Origin of the sequence: Sphingopyxis sp. HIX (genome assembly GCF_001468285.1) — a bacterium.
Classification (GTDB): domain Bacteria; phylum Pseudomonadota; class Alphaproteobacteria; order Sphingomonadales; family Sphingomonadaceae; genus Sphingopyxis.
Genome location: NZ_LNSB01000006.1, coordinates 101,867 through 127,173, shown reverse-complemented (window position 1 = coordinate 127,173; position 25,307 = coordinate 101,867). Strand labels below are relative to the sequence as shown.

Below are 25,307 nucleotides of genomic sequence, written 5' to 3'. Positions count from 1 at the left end.
GGGGGAGTCAAGCGGGGTGGGGCCATCCGGGACGGAGAGGCGGGCTTGCCCCGAGAGCTCTGTTGCGGCCGAACGCTCCGGATTTTTGTTTCGCGCAAAGACGCAAAGACAAGAAGAGGTCGTGCCGGCCGCGAAGCGGCTTTCTCCTTCAAAGTTTCGGCGATAGGCGGCGGCGATGAGCGGGCGGCCTGGCGGCCGTGAGCCGGCTTCTTCGTGCCTTTGCGTCTTTGCGCGAAATAAATCTCATCGACGCCGGCGCATGGCGCGGTTGTTGATGTCGATAAGCCTGCGCTCATTTTTCGATTCGCGCAGAGGCGCAGAGACCGCAGAGGGGATGGCGCCACATCTCTGCGGCCTCTGCGCCCCTGCGCGAAAATTTCGGACGCGCTGCGCGCGCGCCGGTGCTGGCGCGGCGGGGTGGGGGCGCCTATCTAGGCGGCGATGGACGAGACAATGGGACAGGCGAGGCGCGCGCGGCCGGTGGTCGTGATCGCGCGGCTGAAGGCGAAGCCGCTGGTCGCGGGGCAATTGCTGTGCGCGCTGGCGCTCGCCGCGCTGGTCGTGAAGCAGGCGCGCGGCGACACGGCGGGCGAGGTGGCGGCGAGCATCGTCTTCGGCGACGCGGCGATGACCGCGCTGATGGGCCTCGCGCTGCTGGGGCTGGTGTGGTTCCGGCGGCTGTGGCGCTGGCGCCACGCCTATGTGCGGCACGACGGCGCGACGCTGTATCGCGGCGGGAGCGCGCGCTGGCCGCTGGCGCTGGTGCGCGACGTGGTGCTGGTGCGGAGCGGGGCGGGGCTGGAGACGCTGCGGCTGGTGGTCGACGACGACAGCGAAGTGACGCGCGAGCTGGTGAAACTGCCGCTGCTCGAAGGCTCGGTCGAGGCGGTCCGGGGCGGGGTGCTATTCGCCGCGGCGGGCATGCGCGGGGTGCCGGGCGGGGTGACGGTGAACTAGCGGGCGGCGGTGCCGTTGCGCGCCAAAGTTCAGGGAAGTTCAGCCCAGTGGCACGGCCACTGTTTCTCCAAAGTTCAGGAAAGTTCAGCCTCGTCGCGGTCCCAGGGGGCCGGCGGGGCCGCGGGCACCGGGTCGGGCTCGTCCGCGGGGTCGCGATACCAGCGCGGCAGCTCGCCGTCGCAGAGGTCGGCGACCTCGAGCGCGACCGCGAGATCGTCGGGGGCCATCAGCGCCTCGGGCGCGGCGGGCGGCGCGGGGTGGAGATGGACCAGCGCCTCGGCGACCGGGACGGCGGTGGCGGCGGGCTCGGCGCGGCGCGCGGCGGCGCCCTGGAAACGGTCGGGGCCATAGGCGCGCAGCAGGAACATGAGGAGGCGGTCGCTCTGGCGCAGGCGGCGGCCGACGCGGCGGCCCTCGCGGTCGAACACCGGCTCGTCGGAGCCGACCAGCGCGCGTTCGAAGGCGGCGTCGAGCAATTTCTTCGACGCCGCGTCGATCGCCGCCGACCAGGCGCGGTCGAACGCCTCGGCGCCGGGCGAGCGGCGCAGGCGATAGGCGGAGGATTCGGACATGCCGACCTGTTGCGCCGCGGTGGCGACCGATCCGCAGTCGGCCAGCGCCTCGATAAAGGCGCGCTGCTTGTCGGGCGACCAGCCGTCCTTGCGGCGCTTCTTCAGCACCGGCACCCAGTGATAGGCGGCGGGGTCGTGACCATGCGCGTCGAGCGCGGTGTCGGCGGCGGGATCGGGCGAGGGGATCGGTGCTATGTGGCTCATCTGCCAGTTTGGAACATAGCGAAATAATTTAGGAAAGAAGTTTTTTGCACGCGATGTGCGAAATAGGATTTGGTGGGGTGTTAGGTTGGGGTGACGACTCGATTTAATTAGGGGTTGTTGTACCTGTCACTGTAATTCTCCAGACCTGATGAAGTATGTATCTAGCGGGAATCCAAAGGCTTATCCCGCTAGACCAGGATAGACCGCATCAGCCGGTGTGGCAGTTGGGCGAACAATAGTAGCAACCGTTCACCTGAGTATAATACTGCCGCGCGGCATCGACTGCCCCGTAGCAGGAAACGAATTCGCCCAAATAGATACGGTTCTCCGGATAGGGAAGCCACGTACAGTCGGACTTGTGGACCTCGTGATCGCCGTTCGATTGAGCGTTCATGTTGACATAGTAAGACGCCATTTTCTTACTCCTTAGCGCTTGCTGTCGGGCGTGCGGCGAACCTGCGCCCATCCGCGTCCGGGCGTGGTGGTCGGCGGGAGGCGGGTGTTATCCGGAACGGTCGAATAGTTCTCGTACCGTCCGCCCCGCGGGCCAACCTCCTGATAGATGCCGCCGTTTTGGCCGCTGTTGCTTCCGGGATTCTTCATTCTTCAATCCTTTCCGATTTGTGCCCCGAATCGAGACAGCCCAATCCTATATCGCCTTGTCTCATTGTCAATATTGCAATCATAAGTTTGCAATACAAACATTAATGGGTCCGGTTGACATGCTCCCTCTTGCCGCTCTATTCCCAGATTCCGTGGAACAGGCAGATCTTTATTCCGTGTTCGGAAAGCGTGTGGCGGACGAAAGGTTGGCGCGTAAAATTAGCCAGCAAGAGTTGGCGAAGCTGGTTGGCCTTAGCCGAGCATCAATCGCGAATATTGAGGCAGGGCGGCAGCGAGTGCTGTTGCATCAGGCAGTCGGGCTCGTCCAAGCGCTCAGGATACAAACGATATCAGATATTCTGCCTTTGAACGTCGCGCTGGCTGGCGATCTGAAAGGCAAGGCCAAGGCCGTGAACATTTCTGGGTCGGCTGTGTCTCGCAATGAGGCTGCGACGATCGCTCAGATCGTTGAAAATTCTTGATATGACTTTTGCGCAAATTTCGAAGGCGCGGCGATCAGGGGAGGCTGCCGCCCAAAAAGTTATGGACAGATGGCCCAGTCTGACGCTGCCAGTGCCAATTAAGGAAATTGCTGTGGCAGAGGGATGCCGTCTGCAAGCGATGATCTTAGAAGACGATTTATCAGGTATGGCATTCATTAAAGATGGCCAGAAAAATATCGTCTTTAATGTACTTCACCACAATAATAGGCAGAGATTTACTATAGCCCATGAACTCGGGCATCATATTATGCACGAGAGAATGTTAAAGAACTCCGTGCATGTGGACAAGGGTGTTCTCCGAAGAGACAATATATCGTCAGGAGGTTTTGACGATATCGAGATTTCGGCAAATGCGTTTGCCGCCAGTGTGCTAATGCCAGAGCATTTCGTGAGAAAAGTGTGTCCTGCTAGTTTGGATCTCGAAGACGATGCCTTGGTTCAGAAATTTGCGAAGATGTTTGGTGTAAGCAGTGCAGCCTTCACTAATCGAATTCTAAATTTGTCGATCATTTAGATCAGAAAAATTAGCGGTTGCACGGTCCTTCAGACCGAAAACCCCCCGGCATTCCTCCGGTTCGACCCCGCCGCGAGGACCTTCTTGCCCGTCGGGGTCAGGGTCCATTTCGTGCCTTGCTGCGTGACGAGGCCGAGGGCGGCGAGTTCTTCGCGGACGGCATCGCCGGGGAGCTGGGGGCGGCGGTTCGAAATGCCTTCGAGGCACGCGCGCTGGGGCTGGCTGAGGACCAGCAGTTTGAGCTTGGGTTTCTTGTCGGTCATGCCGGGTAGGATAGTCGAGATCGGCCGCGGGGTGAAGGGGGATGGGTGGGGGTGAGGGACCCAGGGCGAGATAAGGTTTCCACCGTTCGTCATCCCCGCGGAGGCGGGGATCCAGCTTTCTTCTCTTGTCCTTATCTTCGTGCCTTCGCGCCTTTGCGTGAAACCAGAAAAATCTCACGCAAAGGCGCAAAGGCGCGAAGAAGGAAAAAGCTGGATCCCCGCATTCGCGGGGATGACGGGGGGTGTTGAGTTTTGCCGGCGCGATGTTTCGCGGCGTCTGCTTTCGGCGCGGCAGCGCTTGCCCTCCCCGCGGCGACTAGGGAGCAAGCTCCCAAGTCTTGCTGCCCCTCCCGCGAGCGGGAGGGGTTTGGGGGTCGCTTATTCGGCGGCGATCCCCGCCTTGGCGAACATGTCTTCGCCGTCGGGGTCGGTTTCGGCCGCGGCGCCGTCGTCGTTGGCCTTGGCCTTCTTGCGGTTGTCGAAGCTGGACCACACGGTGTTCCAGTCGCCGCGGGTTGCGCCCTTGCTGTATTCGGTCGCGCGGGTTTCGAAGAAGTTGGCGTGCTCGACGCCGTTGAGGAGCGGGGCGAGCCAGGGGAGGGGGTGCTCGTCGATCATGTAGATCGGCTGGAAACCGAGCTGGCCCAGGCGCCAGTCGGCGATGTAGCGGATGTAGCGCTTGATCTCCTTGGGCGTCATGCCGGGGACGGGGCCCTGTTCGAACGCGAGGTCGATGAACGCATCCTCGAGCCGCACGGTCTTCTGGCAGGTGTCGATGATGTCTTCCTTCACCGCCTTGGTCAGGCAGCCGCGTTCCTTCACGAAGGTGTGGAACAGCTTGATGATGCCCTCGCAGTGCAGGCTCTCGTCGCGGATCGACCAGCTGACGATCTGGCCCATGCCCTTCATCTTGTTGAAGCGCGGGAAGTTCATCAGCATCGCGAAGCTGGCGAAGAGCTGAAGCCCTTCGGTGAAGCCGCCGAACATCGCGAGGGTGCGCGCGATATCCTCGTCGCTCTCGACCCCGAAAGTGCCCATATAGTCGTGCTTGGCGCGCATCTCGTCATATTCGAGGAACATGCCATATTCGCTCTCGGGCATGCCGATGGTGTCGAGCAGGTGGCTGTACGCCGCGATATGCACGGTTTCCATGTTGCTGAACGCGGTCAGCATCATCTTGATCTCGGTCGGCTTGAACACGCGGCCGTATTTTTCGTGGTAGCAATCCTGCACCTCGATATCGGCCTGGGTGAAGAAGCGGAAGATCTGGGTGAGCAGGTTGCGCTCGTGGTCCGAGATCTTCTGCGCCCAGTCGCGGCAATCCTCGCCCAGCGGCACTTCCTCGGGCACCCAGTGGATCTGCTGCTGGCGTTTCCAGAAATCGAACGCCCAGGGATATTCGAAGGGCTTGTAGGTCTTGCGGGCTTCGAGAAGGGACATGGGTGGACTTCCTTGGATTCGATCTCAATCTTGTTCCCCGGCGAAAGCCGGGGTCCAGTCGGGTTTGGCGTAAGGCCGCTCTGGACCCCGGCTTTCGCCGGGGAACAAGTTAGCCGCGGTCGGGAGCCTGCGTTAGCACGCAGGCGCCTAGCGACCTGATTTCTGCGAGAGTTAGTGTCTCCGGCGCTTGCATAGCGCGCGAAGCAAGGGAGGCCATGCGAGCAGAGCTGTGTTCATTCCGCCGGTCCAGAGCTTGCTTAATGGCGTTTGCGGCCGCGCTATACTGATGCGCTCCCGAACCAATCCCGCCAATGCCATTAGGATATCTATTACCGAATATACCCATCGTCTTTCTCCAACTCGATCAAAGTACCACTTTGATCGAAGCATTTATTGGCAGGCCAGACACTCGTCGTAGTCGGTGGTCTGCAGCTCGAACTTCGGCGCCTCGGCGGTGTTGTCGGCCTCGACCCCGCCCGCGAAGCCGGCGCGCTGCACCGATTTCGAGCGGAGATAATAGAGCGACTTGATGCCGAGTTCCCACGCGCGGTAGTGGAGCATGAGCAGGTCCCATTTCTCGACGTCCGCCGGGATGAACAGGTTCAGCGAAGCGGCCTGGTCGATATAGGGCGTGCGGTCGGCGGCGAGTTCGAGCAGCCAGCGCTGGTCGATCTCGAAGCTGGTCTTGAAACAGTCCTTCTCGTCCTGGCTCAGGAAGTCGAGGTGCTGGACGCTGCCGCCGCGCTCGAGGATCGAGTTCCAGATCGCGTCGCTGTTCTTCGCCTTGTCGACGAGCAAAGCCTCGAGGTGCGGGTTGCGGATCGAGAAGCTGCCCGAGAGCGTCTTGTGCGTGTAGATGTTCGCGGGGATCGGCTCGATGCACGCGCTGGTGCCGCCGCAGATGATGCTGATCGACGCGGTCGGCGCGATCGCCATCTTGCAGCTGAAGCGCTCCATCACGCCCTGGTCGGCGGCGTCGGGGCAGGGGCCGCGCTCGTTGGCGAGCAGCATCGAGGCGGCGTCGACCTGCGCGCGGATATGCTTGAAGACGCGGAGGTTCGACGATTTCGCCATCGCGCCCTCGAACGGCAGGCCGCGCGCCTGGAGGAAGCTGTGGAAACCCATGACGCCGAGGCCGACCGAGCGTTCGCGCGACGCGCTATATTTGGCGCGCGCCATTTCGGGCGGGGCGCGGTCGATATAGTCCTGGAGGACGTTGTCGAGCATGCGCATCACGTCTTCGATGAAGCGCTTGTCGCCGTTCCACTCGTCCCAGGTTTCGAGGTTGAGGCTCGAGAGGCAGCAGACCGCGGTGCGATCGTTGCCGAGATGGTCGCGGCCGGTCGGCAGCGTGATTTCCGAGCAGAGGTTCGAGGTGGTGACCTTGAGCCCGAGGTCGCGATGATGCTTGGGCATCATGCGGTTCACCTGGTCGATGAAGATGATGTAGGGCTCGCCGGTCGCGAGGCGCGTCTCGACGAGCTTCTGGAACAGGCCGCGCGCGTCGACGCTGCCGCGGACGCTGTTGTCCTTGGGCGAGCGGAGGTTGAATTCGGCGCCGTCGCGGACGGCCTCCATGAACTCGTCGGTGATCAGCACGCCGTGGTGGAGGTTCAATGCCTTGCGGTTGAAGTCGCCCGAGGGTTTGCGGACCTCGAGGAATTCCTCGATCTCGGGGTGCGAGATGTCGAGATAGCAGGCGGCCGAGCCGCGGCGGAGGCTGCCCTGGCTGATCGCGAGGGTGAGGCTGTCCATCACGCGGACGAAGGGAATGATGCCGCTGGTCTTGCCGTTGAGGCCGACGGGTTCGCCGATGCCGCGCACCGCGCCCCAATAGGTGCCGATGCCGCCGCCGCGCGAGGCGAGCCAGACATTCTCGTTCCAGGTGCCGACGATGCCCTCGAGGCTGTCGTCGACCGAGTTCAGATAGCAGCTGATCGGCAGGCCGCGGCCGGTGCCGCCGTTCGAGAGCACGGGGGTGGCGGGCATGAACCACAGCTTCGAGATATAGTCGTAGAGGCGCTGCGCGTGGTCCTGGTCGTCGGCATAGGCGTCGGCGACGCGCGCGAAGAGGTCCTGATAGGATTCGCCGGGCAGCAGGTAGCGGTCCTCGAGCGTTTCCTTGCCGAAGTCGGTCAGGAGCGCGTCGCGGTCACGCACGGTCTCGATCGCGAAGCGACGCGCGTGCACCTTGGGCTCGCCCACGTCGTTGAGCTTCGCCGCGGGCGCCGAATCATCCTTCGATTCGCCAACCGATTCCGGCGCCACCGGGGTCTCGTTCTTCGCCAATTCCATCGTCGCCACGTCGCTCGTCTCCACCCGGTCGGTCTCTCGAAAATCCATCCAATTCGCCCCCGATTCGGCGCGCCTGCAGCGCGCCTTGTTCCTGTCTTGTTCGACTCGGGGCGAAGCCCCAGTCTTAGCATTTTATCGACGTCCAGGGGCACTGTTTTTTGGGCGCAACAGCCTCTTTCCTCCGCCCATATGGGATGGGCGGCGGAAATCCGCCACTTTCGGCCAGATACAATTTATTGGGGTGCCCCCTCGGTCTACCCACCATCCATAGTGCCACGTCGGCGGAGAGACGCAAGACGGTAAATGACAGATTGAGGACTCAACTCGTCGCTATTCCGATTCGTTTCGTCGCTATCCGGGCACGCTTCACAGGGCGAAGTGACGGCTTTCCGCGGGCTGCGCTTGGGGAGGTGCGGCTGCGGCGCGGCACAAAAATTTTTCGGGCCGGCACAAGATGTGGTGGCGCCGCTTTCCAATCGCCGCGGTGCCCTCTAACCGGGGGTCGGCGCAGGGGCGCCTTGGGGGACAAAGACTTATGCTGGTGGGGATCGATCTGGGGACGACGAACAGCGCGGTGGCGGTGTGGCAGGACGGCGCGCCGGTGCTGATCCCCAACGCGCTCGGCGACCTGCTCACCCCCTCGGCGGTCAGCGTCGGCGACGACGGCGCCTTGCTCGTCGGGCTCGCGGCGCGCGAACGGCAGGCGACGCACCCCGAGGCGACCGCGACGATCTTCAAGCGGCGGATGGGGACGATCGAGGAGGCGAAGCTCGGCAAGCGGCGTTACCGCCCCGAGGAATTGTCGGCGATGGTGCTCCGGTCGCTCAAGGCCGATGCCGAGGCGTTCCTCGGCGAGGCGGTGACCGGCGCGATCGTCACCGTGCCCGCCTATTTCAACGACCGCCAGCGCAAGGCGACGCGGCGCGCGGGCGAGCTCGCGGGGCTCAATGTCGAGCGGCTGATCAACGAACCGACCGCGGCGGCGCTGGCCTATGGCATCCACGAGCTGGAAGAGGAGCGGCCGTTTCTCGTGTTCGACCTCGGCGGCGGGACCTTCGACGTGTCGCTGGTCGAGATTTTCGACGGGGTGATCGAGGTGCGCGCCTCGGCGGGCGACAACCGGCTGGGCGGCGAGGATTTCAACGCGGCGATCGTCGCGCTGGCGAAGGATGCGCTGGGTGACGCGCTCAAGGCGAAATCGGGCGAGGCGGCGATGCTCGACGAGGTGCTGCGCGCCGCCGCCGAACGTACGCGCCGCGCGCTGAGCGAGAGCGACCGCGCGCCGTTCCAGATCGTGTGGAAGGGCGAAGCGCATGAATGCGAGGTGACGGGCGAGGATTTCGAGGCGCGCGCGCAGCCGCTGATCGACCGGCTGCGCGACCCGGTGCTGCGCGCGCTGCGCGACGGCAACGTCCGCGCCGAGGGCCTGTCGGAGATCGTGATGGTCGGCGGCGCGACGCGCATGCCGCTGGTGCGCCGCGCGGTGACGCGGATGTTCGGGCGCTTTCCCAACGCGACGATCAACCCCGACCATGCGATTGCCTTGGGCGCGGCGGTGCAGGCGGGGCTGAAGAGCCGCGACGCGGCGCTGAAGGAGATCCGCCTGACCGACGTCTGCCCCTTCACCCTGGGGGTCGATACCGGGCACCGCGACGCGACCGGCAAGATCACAACCGGGCTCTTCTCGCCGATCATCGAGCGCAACACGGTGATCCCGGCGAGCCGCAGCGAGGTCTATTCGCCGCTCGACGCCGCGCAGCAGAGCGTGACCTTCGGCATCTACCAGGGCGAATCGCGCTTCGTCGCGCAGAACGTCAAGCTGGGGCAGCTCGAGGTGCCGCTGCCGCAGGGTCACCGCGGGCATATCGGCATCGACGTGCGCTTCACCTATGACGTGTCGGGGCTGCTCGAGGTCGACGTCGAGGTGCCGGGCACGGGCATGCGGCGCCAGCTGGTGATCCGCGACGAGGAGGACCGCGAGAGCGACGCCGATTTCGCGAAACGGCGCAAGGCGCTGGAGGCGCTGAAGATCCATCCGCGCGACGAGGCGGCGAATGCGGCGACCCTGGCGCGCGCGAACCAGCTGTTCGAGAACCGGCTGGGCTATGAGCGGCAGGTCGTCGGCGAATGGATCGCGCAGTTCGAAAGCGTGCTGGCGGGGCAGGACCCGCGCGCGATCGAGACGGCGCGCACCGAGCTCGACAAGGCGATCGACGGCATGGACGGCGAGCAGTTCCTGTGAGCCGCCGCCGGCCGCCGTGGAGCAGCCTCGGCATCGATCCCACCGGCGACGAGCGCGCGATCAAGCGCGCCTATGCGAAGAAATTGAAGGAAATCGACGTCGAGGCCGAGGCCGCGAAGTTCATCGCGCTGCGGCAGCAGTTCGAGCAGGCGCAGCGCGAGGCGCGCTGGATCGGGGCCGACGCGGCCGAGGATTGGGACGACGAGGACGACCGGGACAAGGAGGCCGACGAGGCCGACGGGGCCGCGGAAACGGAGGCCGCGGTCAGCGGGCCGATGGACGCCGACTTATGGGCGCTCGGCGAGATAGGGGGCGCCGCCTTCACCGCGCCGGTCGTCCCGCTGCCCGAGCGCGCGAACCCCTGGCGGCAGGGGCGCGACCGCGTCGCGGCGCATTTCGCCGATCTCGAGGCGGCGCTGCGCTCGGCCGACGCGGGGCGCGAGCGCGCGATCGACCGCGCGGTGCGCGCGCTGTGGGCCGAACCCGCGCTCGAGACGGTCGATGCCGCCGAGGATGTCGAGCAACGCCTCGCGCATATCGCGCTGAACCACGGCGCCGCTGCGGCCTATCTGCTGCGGCTGGCGAGCTGGCATTATGGCTGGGCGCGGCGGGCGCAGCAGGTGGGTACCGGTTGGCCGATCAGCGAGGCCGGGCGCCGCGCCGCCGCCGAGAACTGGTTCCAGCGGATCGAGAGCGGCAGCACCGGCTATAAGAAGACGCTGATCGAGGACCTGAAGACGCCGCCGACGGGCAATTGGGCGCGCGACTGGCGGCGCAAGCGGCGCGTGCGCGAATTCCTCGATGCGATGCGCCAGCTCTATCCCGAGGGCGCCTATCGCTTCGATCCCGATATCGTCGAGGCGTGGGAGGAAGCGCGCGACATCCGCATCCCGTGGGGCGCGCTGATCACCGGCCTTCTCGTCGCGCTGGCGATGGCGGGGCGCGCGCGGCAGGCGCCGCTCGCCGATCCGATGTTATGGGGCTGGTGGGCCGGCACCGCGGGCGGGATTTTGCTGCTCGAAAGGCTGCTCGCCGAGCGCGCGGCGGGGCGGTGGCGAAGGCCGGGTTCGGCGCGGCTCGACGCGCTCGAACTCACCGCTTTCTTCGTGCTGCTGACGATTCCGGCGATCGCGCTGCTGGCGCCGGCGACGCCGTGGACCACCGCGGGGCTGATCGTCGGCGCGCTGTTGCTGGCGCATGAAAGCGGCGCCGAGCCCGAGCCCGGCACCCGCGGGGGCTTCTGGCGCGGGCTGGCCGCGGCGCGTTACCCGCTGATCGCGGCGCTGCTGCTCGCGACCTTTGCGCTGACCGAGGCGCCGGCGGGGCGGATGGACTGGCGGCAGGCGGTGGTGCCCGCGGTGCTCGCGATGCTGGCGGCGCACTGGGTGCGGCCGCGGCTGGTCGAGACCTGGGAGGCGGCGCCGCGCTGGGTGCTGACCGGTGCGCGCGGCGTGCTGCTCGTCGCGGCGGCGGGGCTGCTGTGGATCGCGCTCGGGGCCTTGCCCGATCGGCCGGTGGCGCTGGCGGTCGCGGCGGGGCTGTTCATCCTGCTGGCGCAGGACGCCGCCGCCGACGCCTGGCGCCCGCCGCTGTCGACGCAGTGGCTGATCGCCTATGTCCTGCTCGTCGCGGGGCTGGCGATCGTGCCGCTGCCGCTCGCGATGGCGCTGGTGGTGCGGCGGCTGGCCGACCGGCTGTTCGTCAAGGCGTGATCGGGGCGGGGGCGGCTATTCGCTGCCGCGCTGGAACATCATCGCCATTTCCTCGATGTCGAGGTCGCGTTCGAGTTCGTGGAGCACCGCGTCCTCGATCAGCCCGGCGCGGTGGAGGCGGATGAGCTCGGCGCGGCTGGCGGCGATCGCCTGCAGCAGCACGTCGAAATGCGAGCGGAGGCCATCCATCGCGGCGACGGGCTCGGCGGTGTAGCGCTCCATGAAGCGCATGCGCTTCCTATGCTCCTCGAGCATCATCGGGTGGATCAGCGTGCCCTCCTCGTCATAGGCGAGGCGCTCGACGACCTCCGAGCGGGCGCGCGCCATCGCGCCTTCGGCGGCGGGCAGCGCCATCCTGGCGGGCGGGTCGGCGTCGACGGGCCGGACCTTGCGGATCAGGAGGCCGAGGCTCGACCCCTGCACGACGACGGTCACGAAGATCACCGCGAAGGCGCAGATCAGCATCAGGTCGCGCCCGGGCATTTCGGTGGGCAGGGTCAGCGGCACCGCCAGCGTGACGACGCCGCGCATGCCCGCCCAGCTCAGGACGGTCGCCTGCCGCCAGCCGAGCGGGCGGGCGCGTTCGAGGCCGAGCTTGCCCGCGATTTCGAGCACCGCCTCCGACGCGAAGACCCAGACGAAGCGCGCGACGGTGACGGTGAGCACGACCGCGGCCATCATCACGACCCACGATGTCGGGATCGCCGCGATCCCGCCGATCCGCTCGATCGCGTCGCGGAGCGAAAAGCCGATGAGGATGAAGACCAAGGCCTCGAGCACGAAGACGAGGATGAACCACGCCGAATTGGCGCGCAGGCGCACCTCGGCGGGCAGGATCTCGTGCTGGTACCAGCCCATCGCGAGCCCCGCGGTGACGGTGGCGATGACGCCCGACACATGCACCGCCTCGCCCGCGATATAGGCGGCCCAGCACAGCAGGATGGTGACGAGCATGACGAGCATGCGGTCGTTCAGCCGCTTGGCGGCGAAGATCCACGCCTTGGCGACCACCGCGCCGACGACGACGCCGCCGATCGCGACGAAGGCGAAGCTCTGCACCGCCTCGCCGGTGTGGAACACGCCGCTGAGGGTCGCGGCGACGGCGAAGCGGAAGAGGATGAGGCCGGTGGCGTCGTTGAGCAGGCTCTCGCCCTCGAGCAGCGCCTCGAGCCGGCGGGGGAGGTGCACGCCCTTCAGCACCGCGCGCGCCGACACCGCGTCGGGGGGCGAGACGATCGCGCCGAGCGCGAAGCACGCGGCCCAGGGCAAGGAGGGCAGGATCATATGCGCGACCACGCCGACGACGAGCGTGGTGAACACGACCGCGCCGACCGCGAGCGAGAGGATGCCGGGCAGGTGGCGGCGGAAGCGCCCGAGTGCGGTATAATAGGCGCCGTCCATCAGCAGCGGCGGCAGGAAGAGCACCAATGCGAGCTCGGGGTCGAGCGTGATCGAGGGGAGGCCGGGGATGAAGGCGAGCCCGCCGCCGCCGACGAGCAGCGCGGTCGCGGGCGGCCAGCGCAGCTTCATCGCGAGCCAGTGGAGCGCGATGACGAGCGCGAGCAGCGCGAGGACGAGTTCGAAGGCTTCGACCGCGTGCATGGTTCAGGTCCGGTCCTGCGAAAGCCCGTGCGATGCCGTCATGATGCACCCCCTTGCTGCCAAAGCCGCCGGCATCTTGGCGTCGTTTCGGCTGACGATCAATGTTCGGGGAGGGGGCGGCCCATTTTGCAAACCCGAGGCATGCGGCGGCGGCTTTGGGGTGGGGAGCTGCCCCAAAGATCCTCCCCACGCGAAGCGATGGGGAGGGGGACCGCCGCGAAGCGGTGGTGGAGGGGTTGCGGCGCAGCGCTGACCTTTGACGTTGCCAACCCCTCCGTCAGCCCTGCGGGCTGCCACCTCCCCATCGCTGCGCGTGGGGAGGATCTTAGCGGCAGCAACCGCCCGAAACCGGACAGGCTCGTCTGCAAGAATATCGGGAGCCAACCCTTTATCCCCCGTCCGCCGCGCTCGGCAGCCGCGACGGGGGATGAGGTTGTGTGTGCACGAGTGGAACATTAGAAGAACAAAATCGCAGCGTCAACCCCCTTTTGTTCTCCTTCGACGATCTGGCCCCCGTGCGCGGCTTGACAGGTTGACGTAAACGTCAATCGCCGCCAAGGCAGGCGCGACGTACAGGAAAGGGAGAGACGATGGCGGAGCAACCCAGGTTCGATCTGACGGGGCGCGTCGCGCTCGTCACCGGGGCCTCGTCGGGGCTCGGCGCAGGCTTCGCCAAGGCGCTCGCGGCGGCGGGGGCGAAGGTCGTGCTCGCGGCGCGCCGCGCCGACAAGCTGGCCGAGCAAGTGGCGGAGATCGAGGCCGCGGGCGGGCAGGCGATCGCGGTGAGCATGGACGTCACCGACGAGGCCTCCACGAAAGCGGCGTATGACGCCGCCGAGGCCGCCTTCGGCACCGTCGACACGATCGTCGCCAACGCCGGGGTCGCGACCGAGAAGATGGCGCTAGGGCTCAGCGTCGACGAGGTCGATTTCCTCCACGCGGCCAATGTCCGCGGCGTCTTCCTGACCGCGACCGAGGGCGCCAAGCGGCTCGACAAGGATGGCGCGCGCGAGAAGCAGCATGGGCGCATCGTGCTGATCGGGTCGATCACCGCCGACAAGGTCTTCCCCGCGACCTCGGTCTATGGCGCGACCAAGGCGGCGGTGCGCCACCTGGGCAAGGCGCTGGCGCGCGAATGGGCGCGGCGCGGGATCAGCGTCAATGTGATCCAGCCGGGCTATTTCGAATCGGAGATGACCGCGGTGCTGTTCGAAAGCGACGTCGGCGGCGCGATGGTCAAGAGCTTCCCGCGCCAGCGGATGCGCCCGCCGAGCGATCTGCACGCGCCGCTGCTTTTGCTCTGCTCGGACGCCGCGCAGGGGATCACCGGCAGCGTGTTCACGATCGACGACGGGCAGACGCTGTGAGCGGCGAGCTGCTGGTCGAGACGCGGGGTGCGGTCGAGATCGCGACGCTCAACCGGCCCGAGCGGCTGAATGCGCTGAGCGAGGGGCTGGTCGACGAACTCAACGCCTATTTCGGCGGGCTGGCCGATCGCAAGGATGTGCGCGTCGTGATCCTGCGCGGCGCGGGGCGGGGTTTCTGCGCCGGGCTCGACATCCAGGAGGACCGGTCGAGCGACGAGACCGCGGTGCTGCGGACGCTGCGCACCCAGACGAGCATCGGCAATATCTATCGCAAGATGCGCGCCTGTCCGCAGCCGATCATCGCGCTGGGCCATGGCGCCGCGGCGGGCGGCGGACTGTCGCTGCTGCTCGCCTCCGACGTGCGCTACGGGACGCCGGGCTTTCGCTGCAACGCCGCCTATATCCGCATCGGGCTCGGCGGCTGCGACATGGCGTCGAGCTATTTCCTGCCGCGGCTGGTCGGCGCGAGCCTCGCGTCGGAGATGATCCTGACCGGGCGTTTCATCGACGCCGAGCGGGCCCTCAGCGCAGGGCTGATCAGCGAGATCGTCGCGGAGGAGGCGTTGCTGGATCGCGGCTTGGCGCTCGCCGACGAGATGCTGGCGACCGCGCCCTGGGGGCTGCGGCTGTCGAAGCAGGCGCTGAACCTCAACATCGACGCGCAGAGCCTCGACGCGGCGATGGCGATCGAGGACCGGCAGCAGGTGATCCTCTCGGCGACCGAGGATCATCAGGAAGCGCTCGCCGCTTTCCTCGGCAAGCGCGCGCCGGAATATCGCGAAAGGTGACCGATATGCTGCGCCTCTATGCCTTCAACACGGGCTGGTTCCAGTGCCGCCCGGGCTATTTCATCGAGGGCGAGGAGGGCGATTATCTGAAGGGCCCGGTGCCTTCCTATCTGATCGACCATCCGAAGGGCCGCGCTTTGTTCGATACGGGCATGGGGGTGCGCTATCGCCGCACGCTCGAAACCGCGCTGCCGCCGAACAAGTTCGGGCTGCAATTTTTCGAGGGACAGGAGATCGCGGCGCGGCTGAAGAGCATCGACGTCGATCCCGCCAGCATCGACTGGGTGATCAATTCGCACCTCCATATCGACCATTGCGGGGGGAATGCGAGCCTGCCCAATGCTTGCGTGATCGTGCAGTCGCGCGAGCTGGCGGCGGCGCAGGCGAGCGAGGAGGCCGGGCTCTATGAGGCGGTCGACTATGCGACCGGCCAGCCGGTGAAGGCGATCGACGGCGAGCTCGACCTGTTCGGCGACGGCAGCGTTCGGATCGTGCCGACCTATGGGCATACGCCTGGGCACCAGAGCGTGATCGTCAAGCTGCCGAGCGGGCGCGAAATGCTGCTGGCGGCGGACTGCTGTTATACCGAGCGCAATCTCGAGCTGATGGTGCTGCAGAAGGCGGTGGTGGACCGCGAGGCGGGGCTCAGGACGATGGAATTTTTGCAGCGCCAGCGCGCGGCTGGGGTGCAGATTTTGTTCGGGCATGACGGGAAGCAGTGGGCGAGCGTCGCGGAGGGGAAGGCGATCGGGTAATTAATCCTCCCTGTCGCGAAGCGATGGGGAGGGGGACCACCCGAAGGGTGGTGGAGGGGCGGTGGCCTTTTGGGCCGACGCTTGTGGCCTCGACCCCTCCACCGCCTTCGGCGGTCCCCCTCCCCACGGCTTCGCCGCAGGGAGGATTATTCCTAAAACCCCCGCGCCACCCGCTCGGCAAAGTCCGGCGCCACGCCGGCGCTGGCGAATACCTCGTGCGCCAGCCCGGCGGCGAGCGGCAGGTCGGCCTGTTCGCGGTAGAGCCGTTTGTACGCGAACACGCTGTGCCGCGATTGCGCGGCGATGGCTTCGGCCAGCTTCCGCACCGCCGCCTCCAGCTCGCTATCCGCCACGCAATGATTGGCGAGGCCGATCCGCGCCGCTTCGGCGCCGCTCACCGGCAGCCCGGTGAAGCTCATCTCGCGGGCTTTCGCTTCGCCGACGCGGCGGGGCAGGCGCTGGCTCATACCCCAGATCGGCACCAGCCCGAACTGGCCGTGGGTGTCGGCGAAATGCGCGCTTTCGCCCGCGACGATGATGTCGCCCGCGAGCGCGAGTTCGAGCCCGCCGGTGAAGCAGCCGCCCTGCACCGCGACGATCAAAGGCTGCGGCAGCTCGGCGAGCTTGGTGACGATCGAGCCCTGATAATGTTTGCGCGGGGCTTCGAGCCCGCGTTCCTTGAGGTCGTTGCCCGCGCAGAAGGCGGGGCCGCCCGCGCGCAGCACGACGACGCCGATCGCCTCGCCCGCCGCGGCGATGGCGTCGGCGTGCGCGTCGAGCTCGGCCCAGAGCGCGAGGTTGAGCGCGTTGCGCTTGTCGGGGCGGTTGAGCGTCAGCGTCGCGATGCCACCTTCGTCCGCACGCAGGACCAGTTCGTTCATGCCTTTGCCTCCGCTGCCATGATGGTTCGCCCGTCGGGGCCGATGGCGGCCATCTCCCAGCCGTCGTCCTTTCGGCGCCCGACGAGGTGGATCGGCTCGCCGACGAAGGCGGGGGCCAACGCGCGCATCGTGAAGGCGGTGAGCGCGTTCGCGCCGAGTTCGCGCTGCGCGAGGTCGAGCAGCAGGGTCGCGGTCAGCGGGCCGTGGACGACGAGGCCAGGGTAGCCCTCCTCGTCCCGCGCATAGGGCAGGTCGTAATGGATGCGGTGGCTGTTGAAGGTCAGCGCCGAATAGCGCAGCAGCATCGCCTCGGTCGGCAGCACGTCGCGGCGCCAGGTCCAGTCCGAGAGGTCGGGCTCGCCGGTCGGCGCCGGGTTGGGCTGGGGCGCGGGGCTCTCGGCGGGCGCACGGAAGACGATGGTCTGGCGTTCCTGCACCGCGACGACGTCGTCGGCGCGCGTCTGATGCTCGACCTCGACGAAGACGAGCTGGCCGGTGCCGCCGGTCTTTTCCTTGATCGCGGCGACGGTCGAAGTGCGTGCGATGGCGGCGCCCGCCGCGATCGGCGCGAGGAAGCGGATGTCGCTCGCGGCCCACATGCGGCGCGGCAGCGGGATCGGCGGCATGAAGCTGCCGGGGTCGTCCTGGCGCAGCGGATGGCCGTCGGGGCCGAGCGCCCTTGTCGGCGCGTCGGGGAGGCAGAGGCACCAGTGGATCGCCTGTGCCGCGGCGTCGCCCGCCGCGTCGCTGTCGATCGTCGCGCGGAAGCGTGCGAGCGCCGCGGGGGTGAGCAGGTCGCGCTGTTCGATGCTGCGCCCGATCCATGCGTCCCATGCACTCATCGCCTGCTCCCGTGCCGTTTCGTTGCCGCCGCCAAAGCAGCATTTGGCGACGCTGCCAAGAGCGGGCGGGATCAATCGCCGGTGTCGAGCCGGTCCTTGAGGAACTTCGCCATCAGCATGTTGGCCTCGCCGCTCTCGGGGATGTCCATATAGGCCCAGAAGGCGTGCGGCAGGCCGTCGAAGACGACGAGCCGCGCATCGACGCCCTGTTCGACGAGCGCGCGGCCGAAGATCGACGTGCCGCTGAGCAAGGCGTCGCGCGTGCTGCTGACGAGCAGGGTCGGCGGGAAGTTCGCGAGATTGCCGTGGAGCGGCGAGAGGATCGGGTCGGTGGGGGCGGTCTTGCCGACATAGGGCGCGACGGTTTCGGCGAGGGTCTTTTCGCCGGTGGGCGAGGGCATCCAGGATTCGGAATCGCCGCTTTGGCTCAAATCGGCGCTGCCCGAGAAGAAGCCGAGCGCGGCGGGCATGGGTTTCTCGAGGCTCGTGAGCTTGGCGACGAGTTCGCCGCTGAGCACCGCGCCGGCCGAGGTGCCGTAGACCGCGATCTGCGAGGCGGGGCGATCCTTCTCCAGCGCCTGGTAGACGGCGAGCGCGTCGTCGAGCGCGGCCGGATAGGGATGTTCGGGGGCGAGGCGATAGAGCACCGCGACGACGGGCACACCGGTCAGCGCGGCGATCGGGATCGTCTCGGTCAGCGAGCCCGAATCGACGCGGAAGCCGCCGCCGTGGAGGTTGAGCAGCACGGGCCCCTTGCCGAGGGTGGTCACACCCTTGGGGTAGATAATGCGCACGGGCACGCCGGCGATGGTCGAGGCCTCGACGCGGACGCCGTGGCGCTGTTGCAGCTGCGCCCCCATCGCTTCCTGCATGCCGCCGATCAGCTGGCGCTGGACTTCGACCGAGGGCATCGGGTTCGGCATCGGCTGCGCGAGCATCGCCGCGGCCATCGCGCGGCCCTCGGGGCTGACGGTCTCGGGCATCGGCCAGGTGAGGATATTGCGCTCGGGCGCGGGCGCGGTCTGCGCCGCAGCCGGGGCGGCGATCAGCGCGGCTAGGGCGAGGGTCAGGGCAGGCTTCATGCTTTATCTCCCGATACGGACAGGGTTTCGAAGGGGTCGTCGCGCGTTTCGGCGGGGCTGCGGCGGGGCCAGGCGAGCAGGACGGCGATCGCGGCGAGGCCGGCCATGGCGAGATAGGCGACCGAGATGCCGTAGGACCAGAGCAGCCCCGACCCCGCGGTCGCGGCGGCGAGCGCGACGCCGAGCAGCACGGCGTTGAGCCCCTGCGCCGCGGCGCTCGACTGCATCGGCACGCGCGTGGCGATCACGAGCATCATGCCGAGGATCGCGCCGGTCGAGGTGACGCCGTGGAGCAATTGCACCGCGAAGAGGATCTCAATTCCCGGATTGGTCGCCATCACCGCCCAGCGCAGCACCGCGGCGGCGGCGGCGATGCAGATCAGCAGGCTCGGGTCGCGCTGGCCGAGCAGCTTGGTGCCGAACCAGAAGGCGAGGATCTCGGCGCTGACCGCCAGCGCCTGGAGCATGCCGATGGTGCCCGTCGAAATGCCCTGCGCGTCCCACTGGATCGCGCCGAAGCTGGTGAGCACGCCGTGGCTGCCCATCACCAGCGCGGTCGCGCCCATCGCGAGCATCAGCTTGCGGTCGACGAGCACGTCGCGCCATTTGCCCGCGGGGCCGGGCTCCGGCGGGGCCATCTTGCGGTCGGGGGGAAGCAGCGGCGCGGTGAGCGCGGGGAGGACCAGGATCAGCGCGACGAGCCAGGGCAGGGCTTCGATCCCGGTCAGGCCGAAGACCCAGCCCGCCGCGGCGCTCGACGCGACGACGCCGATCGAGCCCCAGACGCGCACGCGGCCGAAGTCGATGCCGTGGCTGCGCACGGCCATCACCGCATAGGCGTCGGTCAGCACGGGGATCTGGTCCCACATCATCGAGAAGGCGATGACGACCGCGACGCGCCCGGCGTGCTCGGGCTCGCCGAGCAGCAGCAGGATGATCGCCGCCGAGGCGAGCGCGGTGACGGTGACCCCGTCGCGCACGCGGCCGTGGCGCCCCGCCCAGGCCGAGACCGGCGCGACGGTGAGCACGCGCAGCACCAGCGGGATCGCGAGCAGTACGCCGATCTCGGCCGCGGTGGCGCCGGTCTTCTTGAGGTAGAGCGGGATGAAGGTGAAGAAGCCGTAGTGGAGGTAGAGCGCGAGATAGAGCCCCGACACGCCGATGGTCAGCCCGCGCCGCGCGGGGTCGGCGCCGGCCGGTATCGGCGTCGCCGCGGGGGTGTCACACTGCGTCATGGCCATTTTGCGATCCTGCTCTTGTCTTGTAAGTCATTTTGATTGATATCGATGTCATTCCAGAGGAGAGGAATGCGATGCTTGATAAAGAGATTGCGGCATTCGTCGGCGAACCCGTGCCGCTGCCGCCGCTGACCCCCGAGCTCGTCCCGATGATCCGCGCGCATATGGCGATGAGCGCGGGCGCGATGCCGGGCGTGGAGCTGGCCGACGTGCGCGACCTCGACGCCGACGGGGTGCCGGTGCGGCTGTACGTCCCGGCGGGCGAGGGGCCGCTGCCCTTGCTGCTGTTCCTGCACGGCGGCGGCTGGATGCTCGGCGATCTCGACACGCACGACGCGATGCACCGCCATATCGCCGACCGCGCGGGCTGCGCGGTGCTCGGAGTCGGCTATCGGCTGGCGCCCGAACATCCCTTTCCCGCGGGGCTCGACGATGTGACGACGGCTTTTGCCTGGGCACGGCGCGAGGCCGCGGCGCTCGGCTGCGATCCGGCGCGCATCGGACTCGGCGGCGAGAGCGCGGGGGCGAACCTCACCGCGGCGCTGACCTTGCGGCTGCGCGACGGCGGCGAGGCACAGCCCTTGTTCCAGCTGCTCGTCCATCCCGCGACCGACCTCGACATGGCGCTGCCCTCGATGAGCGAAATCGAGGTGCCGGGGCTGACGCGCGATTACCTCGAGGCCTGCCGGTCGATGTATTGCGGCGACACGTCCTTCGAGCATCCGCTGATTTCGCCGATGTATGCCGCGCGCCACGACGGGCTGGCCCCCGCGATCGTGCTCACCGCATCCGAGGATCCGCTGCGCGACGACGGCGAGGCCTATGCCGGGCTGCTGGCGCGCGCCGGGGTCGAGACATTGGTGTGCCGCCTGCCGGGGCTGCCGCACGGCTTCCTGTTCCTGCCCGTCACCATCCCTGCGGTGTCGCGGTCCTTTGACTTGATCGCGCGGCTCGTCCGCCGCTATCTGGCGGTGGATTGAGGGGCGCATGCGGGACCGAGGATCATGATCAAGCCGGGCAAGCCCGGCGAGCGGCCGACCATGGAGATGGTCGCGGCGCTCGCGGGCGTCTCCAAGATCACCGTCTCGCGCGCCTTGCGCGGCAGCGATCTGGTGCGCCCCGAAGTGCGCGAGCGGATCGTCAAGATCGCGGGCGAGGTCGGCTACCGGATGAATGTCGCGGCGCGCAGCCTGCGCACGCGGCGCACCCAGACGATCGCGGTGGTGATCGAACAGCTCGCGCGCGGCGACCGGCCGATCACCGACCCGCTGCTGCTGGCGATGATCGGCGGGCTGCTTGAGATACTGACCCCCGCCGACCATGCGATGCTGCTGACCACCCACGATCATTTCCTGGGCTCGAGCGCGATCGGCGCCGACGGCGTCGTGGTGCTGGGGCAGGGCGAGGGCGGGCGCTGCCTGGCCGATGTCCAGAGCGTCGGATTGCCCGCGGTCGCGTGGGGCGAGCCGGTGCCGGGGCTCACCATCCCCGTGATCGGCAGCGACAACCGCCAGGGCGGGCGGCTCGCCGCCGAGCATCTGGTGGCCACGGGGCGCCGCCGGCTGCTGTTCCTGGGCGATGCGCAGCATCCCGAGGTCGCGGGCCGGCTCGAAGGCGTGCGCGAGGTGCTCGCGGCGAGCGAGGCGGCGCTGGCGGGGATCATCCCTTGCGCTTTCTCGATCGAGAGCGGCGCCGAGGCGATCGAGGGCGCGCTCGATGCGGGGACGGGGTTCGACGCGATCATCGCGGTGAGCGACTTCATCGCCGCGGGGGCGTGCGATGCGCTCGCGACGCGCGGCATCGCCGTGCCGGAAAAGGTCGCGATCGTCGGCTTCGACGACACGCCGATCGCGGGCACGCACCGCCCGTCGATCAGCTCGGTGCGGCAGGACGCGACCGCCGCGGGGCGCGCGCTGGGCGAGGCGATCCTCGCGCTCGTCGACGGCGCCGACGCGCTGCCGGTCGCGACGCCCCTGCCCGTCGCGCTGGTCATACGCGAGAGCAGCGGCGGCTGACGGCAAGCGCTCGCGTCATGCGAGATGCCGGCCGAAATGCGCCGCGAGCGCGGCGAAGGTCTCGCGCGATTCGGGCAGCATGGTCGCCATATGATGCGCGTGTCCCATCCCGTCGAAATGGAGCAGCGACGCATCGGCGCCCGCGGCGTGGAGGCGGCGGTGCATCATACTCACCGAGCTCGCGGCAAAATCGCGTGTGCCGGTGACGAGCAGGCTCGGCGGGAATTGTGCGAGCATGTCGCGATGCTCGCCGGGGAAGACGAGCGGGTCGTCGGCGCGCGCGCCCATCAGATAGGGCATGGTCGCGAGCGTCGGGCCCTCGGGCGCGGCGTCGCCGCCCGTCAGGAAGGCCGACGCGGCGCGCGAATCGCCGAGCATGTCGAGCCCGGTGCCGTGCAGCATCGCGATCGCGCCGGGCAGCGCGTCGCCCTCGGCGATCAGCCGTGCGGTCGCCTGCGCGGTGAGCGCGCCGCCCGCCGAGCAGCCATAGACGCCGATGCTCGCGGCGGGCTGGTTCGCGGCGAGCGCGCGGAACACCGCGACGACGTCGTTCACCGCGGCGGGGAAGACCTGCTCGGGCGCGAGCGCATATTCGACCGCGATGACGCGGAGGCCGGCGGTCGCGGCGACGGGCACCGCCTCGAGCAGCGCGCCGGCGCCGCGCCCCCACATGAAGGCACCGCCGTGGAGGCAGAGCAGGGTGCGCGGGCCAACCTCGGCGCCCTTGGGCGTGACGATGTCGACCGCGACCCCGCCGAGCTCGCTGCGTTCGATATCGACGGCATAATGATCCTGCGCGACGGCCAAGTGGCGCCGGTTGAAAGCGTCATAATGGAGGCGTAGTCCGGCGATGTCGGTCGGCAGCGTCGCGGCGGCGGCGCGTTCGGCCTCGCGCGCGGCCGCTTCGGCGGCCTCGGCGCTCACCCAGGGCGCAAATGGCTGGAAACCCGTCATAACATCCTCATCCTTGCTACCGATAGCAATGTCGTGGTTGGCAGCGATAATAGGGGAAAATCATCGGCCTGCAAGTCATATTGACATCGATAGCATTTTTGCGTAGCAGCAGCGTCGACAGGGCCCAAGCCCCGCATATTTTGGGAGGGAATCATGAAATCCACGCGCTCGCCGCTGATCCTCGCGCTGCTCCTCGGCGGCAGCCTGCTGCCCGCCGCGGCCTTGGCGCAGGCCGCGCCCGCCGCAGCCCCCGCCGACGAGACGTCGGCCGACGCGGGCGGCGGCCTCAATGACATCGTGGTCACCGCGCGGCGCCGCGAGGAGCGATTGCAGGACGTGCCGATCGCGGTCACCGCCTTCACCGACGAGGCGCTCGACCAGAAGGGCATCACCGACCGCACCTCGCTCGCCGACAACACGCCCTCGCTGTTCACGATCAGCGGCGGTTATCCGCGCGAGTTCGCCTATTTCGCGCTGCGCGGGCAGGGCCCGGCCTTCGGCTCGACCCCCGGCGTGGTCAATTATTTCGCCGAAGTGCCCAATGCCGTGAACGTCGACGGCCGCGTCGGCACCTATTTCGACATGGCCAACATCCAGGTGCTCGCGGGGCCGCAGGGCACGCTCTTCGGCAAGAACGCCACCGGCGGCAACATCCTGTTCGAGCCCGTCAAGCCGCAGGACCGCTTCGAGGGCTATGTCCGCGTCCAGCTCGGCAATTACGACGACCGCCGCATCGAGGGCGCGCTCAACACCCCGATCGTCCCCGGCCGCGTGATGCTGCGCATCGCGGGCGAGGTCGGGCGCCGCGACGGCTATACCAAGGATGTCGGGCCCTTCTTCGCGGGAAAGGATTACGACAATCTGTCGTATGAAAGTTTCCGCTTCGGGCTGACGCTGGCGCCGACCGACGACATCGAACTCTATACGATGCTGCGCTATTATCATTCGGACAATAATGGCGGCGGCACGGTACTCGGCGCGTACAACCCGGCGGCGGGTTTCGACGCGACGCCGCTGGGGCTGGGTTTCCTGCCGGTCGCGGCCTTCTATCCGGGCGTGCTCACCGCGGTCGCCGAGCAGGCGGCGCGTGGGCCGCGGCGCGTCTCCTACGACCTCGACCAATTCTCGGAGACGAAATATTGGCAGGTGATCAACCAGGCGTCGGTCCAGCTGAGCGACACTATCAAGCTGCGCAACATCATCAGCTATTCCGAGCTGCGCACCATCTACGGCTATGATTATGACGCGATGCCCTTCCCGATCGCCGGGCAGACCGGGCGCATCCCGACGATCGCGCCCAATTTCTTCACCGAGGAATTGCAGCTGCAGGGCACCTTGTTCGACGACGCGGTCGACTTCTCGGTCGGCGGCTATCTCGACCGGCAGAGCTGGAGCGATCCCGCGGGGATCGAGCAATATATTTTCTTCCCGATCGGCACCCTGCTCCCGACGATCTCGGGCTTCTTCACCCAGACGAACAAGAGCGAGGCGGTGTTCGGCCAGGCGACGGTCGACCTCGGCAAGCTGTCGCCGTCGCTGACCGGGCTCAGCGTGACCGGCGGCCTGCGCTACACCTGGGAGCATAGCTTCACCTCGCAGACGATCGGTGGTCCGCCCGCGGTGTCGGGGTCGGTCGACAGCGATTATCCGAGCTATACCGCGACGCTCGACTATGACGTGACGCCGGGGGTGCATGTCTATGTCACCGCGCGCGACGCCTACAAGTCGGGCGGGGTCAACGGGCCGGTGCCCGTCGGGTCGCAGTTCCGCACCTATGCGCCCGAGCGCCTGTCGGACGTCGAGGTCGGGCTGAAGTCGCAATTCTCGATCGGCGACATGGACGTGCGCGCCAATGTCGCGGCCTATCGCGGCATCTACGACAATATCCAGCGCACGACGGCGGAGGCGGTGCAGACCCCCGCGGGCACGGTGCTGCTCAACGTCACGCGCAGCGCGGCGAAGGGCAAGATCCAGGGCGTCGAGCTCAACCTCGCGGTGATGCCGGTCGAAGGGCTGACGCTCAACGGCAGCTATTCCTACATCGACGCGCGCTACACCGAGGTCGCCGATGCGAGCGCGGGGGCGATCCTGAACGGCGCGCCTTTCCCCTATACGCCCAAGCATAAATTCTCGATCGGCGGGTCGTATGAGGCGCCGCTCGGCGATGCGGGCGAGCTGGTGCTGGCGGTCAATTATGCGCGCCAGTCGAAGGTTTCGACCGCGCAGACCAACGCTTCCTTCTATAATTTCCTGCCGGCGTACGGCCTGCTCAACGCGAGCGTCGGATTGAAGGATATCGGCGGGCGGCCGATCGACCTGTCGCTGTTCGCGAACAATATCACCGACGAGGCGAAGCCGGTCGGGGTGCTCGACCAATATGCGCAGTCGTCGGGCATGGTCGGGCTGACCTATACCGAGCCGCGGATGTATGGTGTGCGGATCGGATACAAGTTCGGAGGATGACATGGGTGCCGGTCC

At 67.6% G+C, this 25,307-nt stretch carries 22 protein-coding genes; 11 read left to right on the top strand and 11 right to left on the bottom strand.

The window, feature by feature from the left end; all coding sequences use genetic code 11:
• Positions 1–441: 441 nt before the first annotated feature.
• Positions 442–957 (top strand): hypothetical protein, encoded by a 516-nt coding sequence (locus tag ATE62_RS04740; protein ID WP_231736107.1) that lies wholly within the window; start codon positions 442–444, stop codon positions 955–957.
• A 74-nt stretch (positions 958–1,031) separates the two neighbouring features.
• On the opposite strand, the gene ATE62_RS04735 is transcribed toward ATE62_RS04740, so the two are convergent.
• Both ATE62_RS04735 and ATE62_RS23540 read right to left on the bottom strand, forming a co-directional pair.
• Positions 1,032–1,733 carry a hypothetical protein gene (locus ATE62_RS04735; RefSeq protein ID WP_058810567.1) on the bottom strand — a complete coding sequence of 234 codons (702 nt, stop codon included), beginning with the start codon at positions 1,731–1,733 and terminating at the stop codon, positions 1,032–1,034.
• 426 nt (positions 1,734–2,159) lie between these two features.
• A complete protein-coding gene (locus ATE62_RS23540; protein ID WP_197411777.1) occupies positions 2,160–2,336 on the bottom strand; it encodes a hypothetical protein in 177 nt (58 codons plus the stop codon).
• 152 nt (positions 2,337–2,488) lie between these two features.
• Here ATE62_RS23540 and ATE62_RS04725 point away from each other — a divergent pair, with 152 nt between their 5' ends.
• Positions 2,489–2,818, top strand: a complete 330-nt coding sequence (locus ATE62_RS04725; RefSeq protein WP_197411776.1) for a helix-turn-helix transcriptional regulator — start codon at positions 2,489–2,491, stop codon at positions 2,816–2,818.
• A 1-nt stretch (position 2,819) separates the two neighbouring features.
• The gene (locus ATE62_RS22760; protein WP_082662605.1) at positions 2,820–3,353 is read left to right on the top strand and encodes an ImmA/IrrE family metallo-endopeptidase; all 534 of its coding nucleotides are present in this window, start codon (positions 2,820–2,822) and stop codon (positions 3,351–3,353) included.
• Positions 3,354–3,382: 29 nt separating this feature from the next.
• Here ATE62_RS22760 and ATE62_RS04720 read toward each other — a convergent pair whose 3' ends face one another.
• The 3 genes from ATE62_RS04720 to ATE62_RS04710 all read right to left on the bottom strand — a co-directional run bounded on the left by ATE62_RS04720 (position 3,383) and on the right by ATE62_RS04710 (position 7,399).
• Positions 3,383–3,616: a hypothetical protein gene (locus tag ATE62_RS04720; RefSeq protein WP_058810565.1), complete on the bottom strand. Its 234-nt coding sequence runs from the start codon at positions 3,614–3,616 to the stop codon at positions 3,383–3,385.
• Between the two features lie 378 nt (positions 3,617–3,994).
• The gene (locus ATE62_RS04715) at positions 3,995–5,056 is read right to left on the bottom strand and encodes a ribonucleotide-diphosphate reductase subunit beta (protein ID WP_058810564.1); all 1,062 of its coding nucleotides are present in this window, start codon (positions 5,054–5,056) and stop codon (positions 3,995–3,997) included.
• Between the two features lie 390 nt (positions 5,057–5,446).
• Entirely contained in the window at positions 5,447–7,399 is a 1,953-nt protein-coding gene (locus ATE62_RS04710) for a ribonucleoside-diphosphate reductase subunit alpha (protein WP_058810563.1), read from the bottom strand.
• Positions 7,400–7,886: 487 nt separating this feature from the next.
• Between ATE62_RS04710 and ATE62_RS04705 the strand changes: the two genes are divergently transcribed.
• Positions 7,887–9,593: an Hsp70 family protein gene (locus tag ATE62_RS04705; protein ID WP_058810562.1), complete on the top strand. Its 1,707-nt coding sequence runs from the start codon at positions 7,887–7,889 to the stop codon at positions 9,591–9,593.
• Positions 9,590–11,305: a hypothetical protein gene (locus ATE62_RS04700; RefSeq protein WP_058818440.1), complete on the top strand. Its 1,716-nt coding sequence runs from the start codon at positions 9,590–9,592 to the stop codon at positions 11,303–11,305. Before ATE62_RS04705 ends, ATE62_RS04700 begins: the two co-directional genes overlap by 4 nt.
• A 15-nt stretch (positions 11,306–11,320) precedes the next feature.
• On the opposite strand, the gene ATE62_RS04695 is transcribed toward ATE62_RS04700, so the two are convergent.
• Positions 11,321–12,907: a Na+/H+ antiporter gene (locus ATE62_RS04695; protein ID WP_058807070.1), complete on the bottom strand. Its 1,587-nt coding sequence runs from the start codon at positions 12,905–12,907 to the stop codon at positions 11,321–11,323.
• A gap of 590 nt (positions 12,908–13,497) precedes the next feature.
• Here ATE62_RS04695 and ATE62_RS04690 point away from each other — a divergent pair.
• Genes ATE62_RS04690 through ATE62_RS04680 form a run of 3 tightly spaced genes read left to right on the top strand, consistent with a single transcriptional unit; the run spans position 13,498 to position 15,817 of the window.
• Positions 13,498–14,274: an SDR family NAD(P)-dependent oxidoreductase gene (locus ATE62_RS04690; RefSeq protein WP_058807071.1), complete on the top strand. Its 777-nt coding sequence runs from the start codon at positions 13,498–13,500 to the stop codon at positions 14,272–14,274.
• Positions 14,271–15,062 carry an enoyl-CoA hydratase/isomerase family protein gene (locus tag ATE62_RS04685; protein ID WP_058807072.1) on the top strand — a complete coding sequence of 264 codons (792 nt, stop codon included), beginning with the start codon at positions 14,271–14,273 and terminating at the stop codon, positions 15,060–15,062. Before ATE62_RS04690 ends, ATE62_RS04685 begins: the two co-directional genes overlap by 4 nt.
• Positions 15,063–15,067: 5 nt before the next feature.
• Positions 15,068–15,817 (top strand): N-acyl homoserine lactonase family protein, encoded by a 750-nt coding sequence (locus tag ATE62_RS04680; protein WP_156422269.1) that lies wholly within the window; start codon positions 15,068–15,070, stop codon positions 15,815–15,817.
• Positions 15,818–15,969: 152 nt separating this feature from the next.
• Here ATE62_RS04680 and ATE62_RS04675 read toward each other — a convergent pair whose 3' ends face one another.
• The 4 genes from ATE62_RS04675 to ATE62_RS04660 form a co-directional block, all read right to left on the bottom strand.
• The gene (locus ATE62_RS04675) at positions 15,970–16,698 is read right to left on the bottom strand and encodes an enoyl-CoA hydratase/isomerase family protein (protein WP_058807074.1); all 729 of its coding nucleotides are present in this window, start codon (positions 16,696–16,698) and stop codon (positions 15,970–15,972) included.
• Positions 16,695–17,540, bottom strand: coding sequence for an FAS1-like dehydratase domain-containing protein (locus tag ATE62_RS04670; protein ID WP_058807075.1), 846 nt, complete (start codon positions 17,538–17,540; stop codon positions 16,695–16,697). The genes ATE62_RS04675 and ATE62_RS04670 overlap by 4 nt, the downstream gene beginning before the upstream one ends.
• Positions 17,541–17,611: 71 nt before the next feature.
• Complete coding sequence (locus tag ATE62_RS04665; protein WP_058807076.1) at positions 17,612–18,622, bottom strand: alpha/beta hydrolase; 1,011 nt, start codon at positions 18,620–18,622, stop codon at positions 17,612–17,614.
• Positions 18,619–19,857, bottom strand: a complete 1,239-nt coding sequence (locus ATE62_RS04660) for an MFS transporter (protein ID WP_058818439.1) — start codon at positions 19,855–19,857, stop codon at positions 18,619–18,621. The genes ATE62_RS04665 and ATE62_RS04660 overlap by 4 nt, the downstream gene beginning before the upstream one ends.
• Positions 19,858–19,934: 77 nt before the next feature.
• Between ATE62_RS04660 and ATE62_RS04655 the strand changes: the two genes are divergently transcribed.
• Both ATE62_RS04655 and ATE62_RS04650 read left to right on the top strand, forming a co-directional pair.
• Complete coding sequence (locus ATE62_RS04655; protein WP_058807078.1) at positions 19,935–20,840, top strand: alpha/beta hydrolase; 906 nt, start codon at positions 19,935–19,937, stop codon at positions 20,838–20,840.
• A 24-nt stretch (positions 20,841–20,864) separates the two neighbouring features.
• Complete coding sequence (locus ATE62_RS04650; RefSeq protein ID WP_058807079.1) at positions 20,865–21,875, top strand: substrate-binding domain-containing protein; 1,011 nt, start codon at positions 20,865–20,867, stop codon at positions 21,873–21,875.
• 15 nt (positions 21,876–21,890) lie between these two features.
• Here ATE62_RS04650 and ATE62_RS04645 read toward each other — a convergent pair whose 3' ends face one another.
• Entirely contained in the window at positions 21,891–22,829 is a 939-nt protein-coding gene (locus ATE62_RS04645; protein ID WP_058807080.1) for an alpha/beta hydrolase, read from the bottom strand.
• Between the two features lie 153 nt (positions 22,830–22,982).
• Between ATE62_RS04645 and ATE62_RS04640 the strand changes: the two genes are divergently transcribed.
• Positions 22,983–25,292, top strand: a complete 2,310-nt coding sequence (locus tag ATE62_RS04640; RefSeq protein WP_058807081.1) for a TonB-dependent receptor — start codon at positions 22,983–22,985, stop codon at positions 25,290–25,292.
• Positions 25,293–25,307 lie beyond the last annotated feature (15 nt).

Excerpts from the sequence above, each read along its gene's own strand:
- ATE62_RS04740 (WP_231736107.1), top strand. The coding sequence starts at position 442 with ATGGACGAGACAATGGGACAGGCGAGGCGCGCGCGGCCGGTGGTCGTG.
- ATE62_RS04735 (WP_058810567.1), bottom strand. The coding sequence starts at position 1,733 with ATGAGCCACATAGCACCGATCCCCTCGCCCGATCCCGCCGCCGACACC.
- ATE62_RS23540 (WP_197411777.1), bottom strand. The coding sequence starts at position 2,336 with ATGAAGAATCCCGGAAGCAACAGCGGCCAAAACGGCGGCATCTATCAG.
- ATE62_RS22760 (WP_082662605.1), top strand. The coding sequence starts at position 2,820 with ATGACTTTTGCGCAAATTTCGAAGGCGCGGCGATCAGGGGAGGCTGCC.
- ATE62_RS04720 (WP_058810565.1), bottom strand. The coding sequence starts at position 3,616 with ATGACCGACAAGAAACCCAAGCTCAAACTGCTGGTCCTCAGCCAGCCC.
- ATE62_RS04715 (WP_058810564.1), bottom strand. The coding sequence starts at position 5,056 with ATGTCCCTTCTCGAAGCCCGCAAGACCTACAAGCCCTTCGAATATCCC.
- ATE62_RS04710 (WP_058810563.1), bottom strand. The coding sequence starts at position 7,399 with ATGGATTTTCGAGAGACCGACCGGGTGGAGACGAGCGACGTGGCGACG.
- ATE62_RS04705 (WP_058810562.1), top strand. The coding sequence starts at position 7,887 with ATGCTGGTGGGGATCGATCTGGGGACGACGAACAGCGCGGTGGCGGTG.
- ATE62_RS04695 (WP_058807070.1), bottom strand. The coding sequence starts at position 12,907 with ATGCACGCGGTCGAAGCCTTCGAACTCGTCCTCGCGCTGCTCGCGCTC.
- ATE62_RS04690 (WP_058807071.1), top strand. The coding sequence starts at position 13,498 with ATGGCGGAGCAACCCAGGTTCGATCTGACGGGGCGCGTCGCGCTCGTC.
- ATE62_RS04680 (WP_156422269.1), top strand. The coding sequence starts at position 15,068 with ATGCTGCGCCTCTATGCCTTCAACACGGGCTGGTTCCAGTGCCGCCCG.
- ATE62_RS04675 (WP_058807074.1), bottom strand. The coding sequence starts at position 16,698 with ATGAACGAACTGGTCCTGCGTGCGGACGAAGGTGGCATCGCGACGCTG.
- ATE62_RS04670 (WP_058807075.1), bottom strand. The coding sequence starts at position 17,540 with ATGAGTGCATGGGACGCATGGATCGGGCGCAGCATCGAACAGCGCGAC.
- ATE62_RS04665 (WP_058807076.1), bottom strand. The coding sequence starts at position 18,622 with ATGAAGCCTGCCCTGACCCTCGCCCTAGCCGCGCTGATCGCCGCCCCG.
- ATE62_RS04660 (WP_058818439.1), bottom strand. The coding sequence starts at position 19,857 with ATGACGCAGTGTGACACCCCCGCGGCGACGCCGATACCGGCCGGCGCC.
- ATE62_RS04655 (WP_058807078.1), top strand. The coding sequence starts at position 19,935 with ATGCTTGATAAAGAGATTGCGGCATTCGTCGGCGAACCCGTGCCGCTG.
- ATE62_RS04650 (WP_058807079.1), top strand. The coding sequence starts at position 20,865 with ATGATCAAGCCGGGCAAGCCCGGCGAGCGGCCGACCATGGAGATGGTC.
- ATE62_RS04645 (WP_058807080.1), bottom strand. The coding sequence starts at position 22,829 with ATGACGGGTTTCCAGCCATTTGCGCCCTGGGTGAGCGCCGAGGCCGCC.
- ATE62_RS04640 (WP_058807081.1), top strand. The coding sequence starts at position 22,983 with ATGAAATCCACGCGCTCGCCGCTGATCCTCGCGCTGCTCCTCGGCGGC.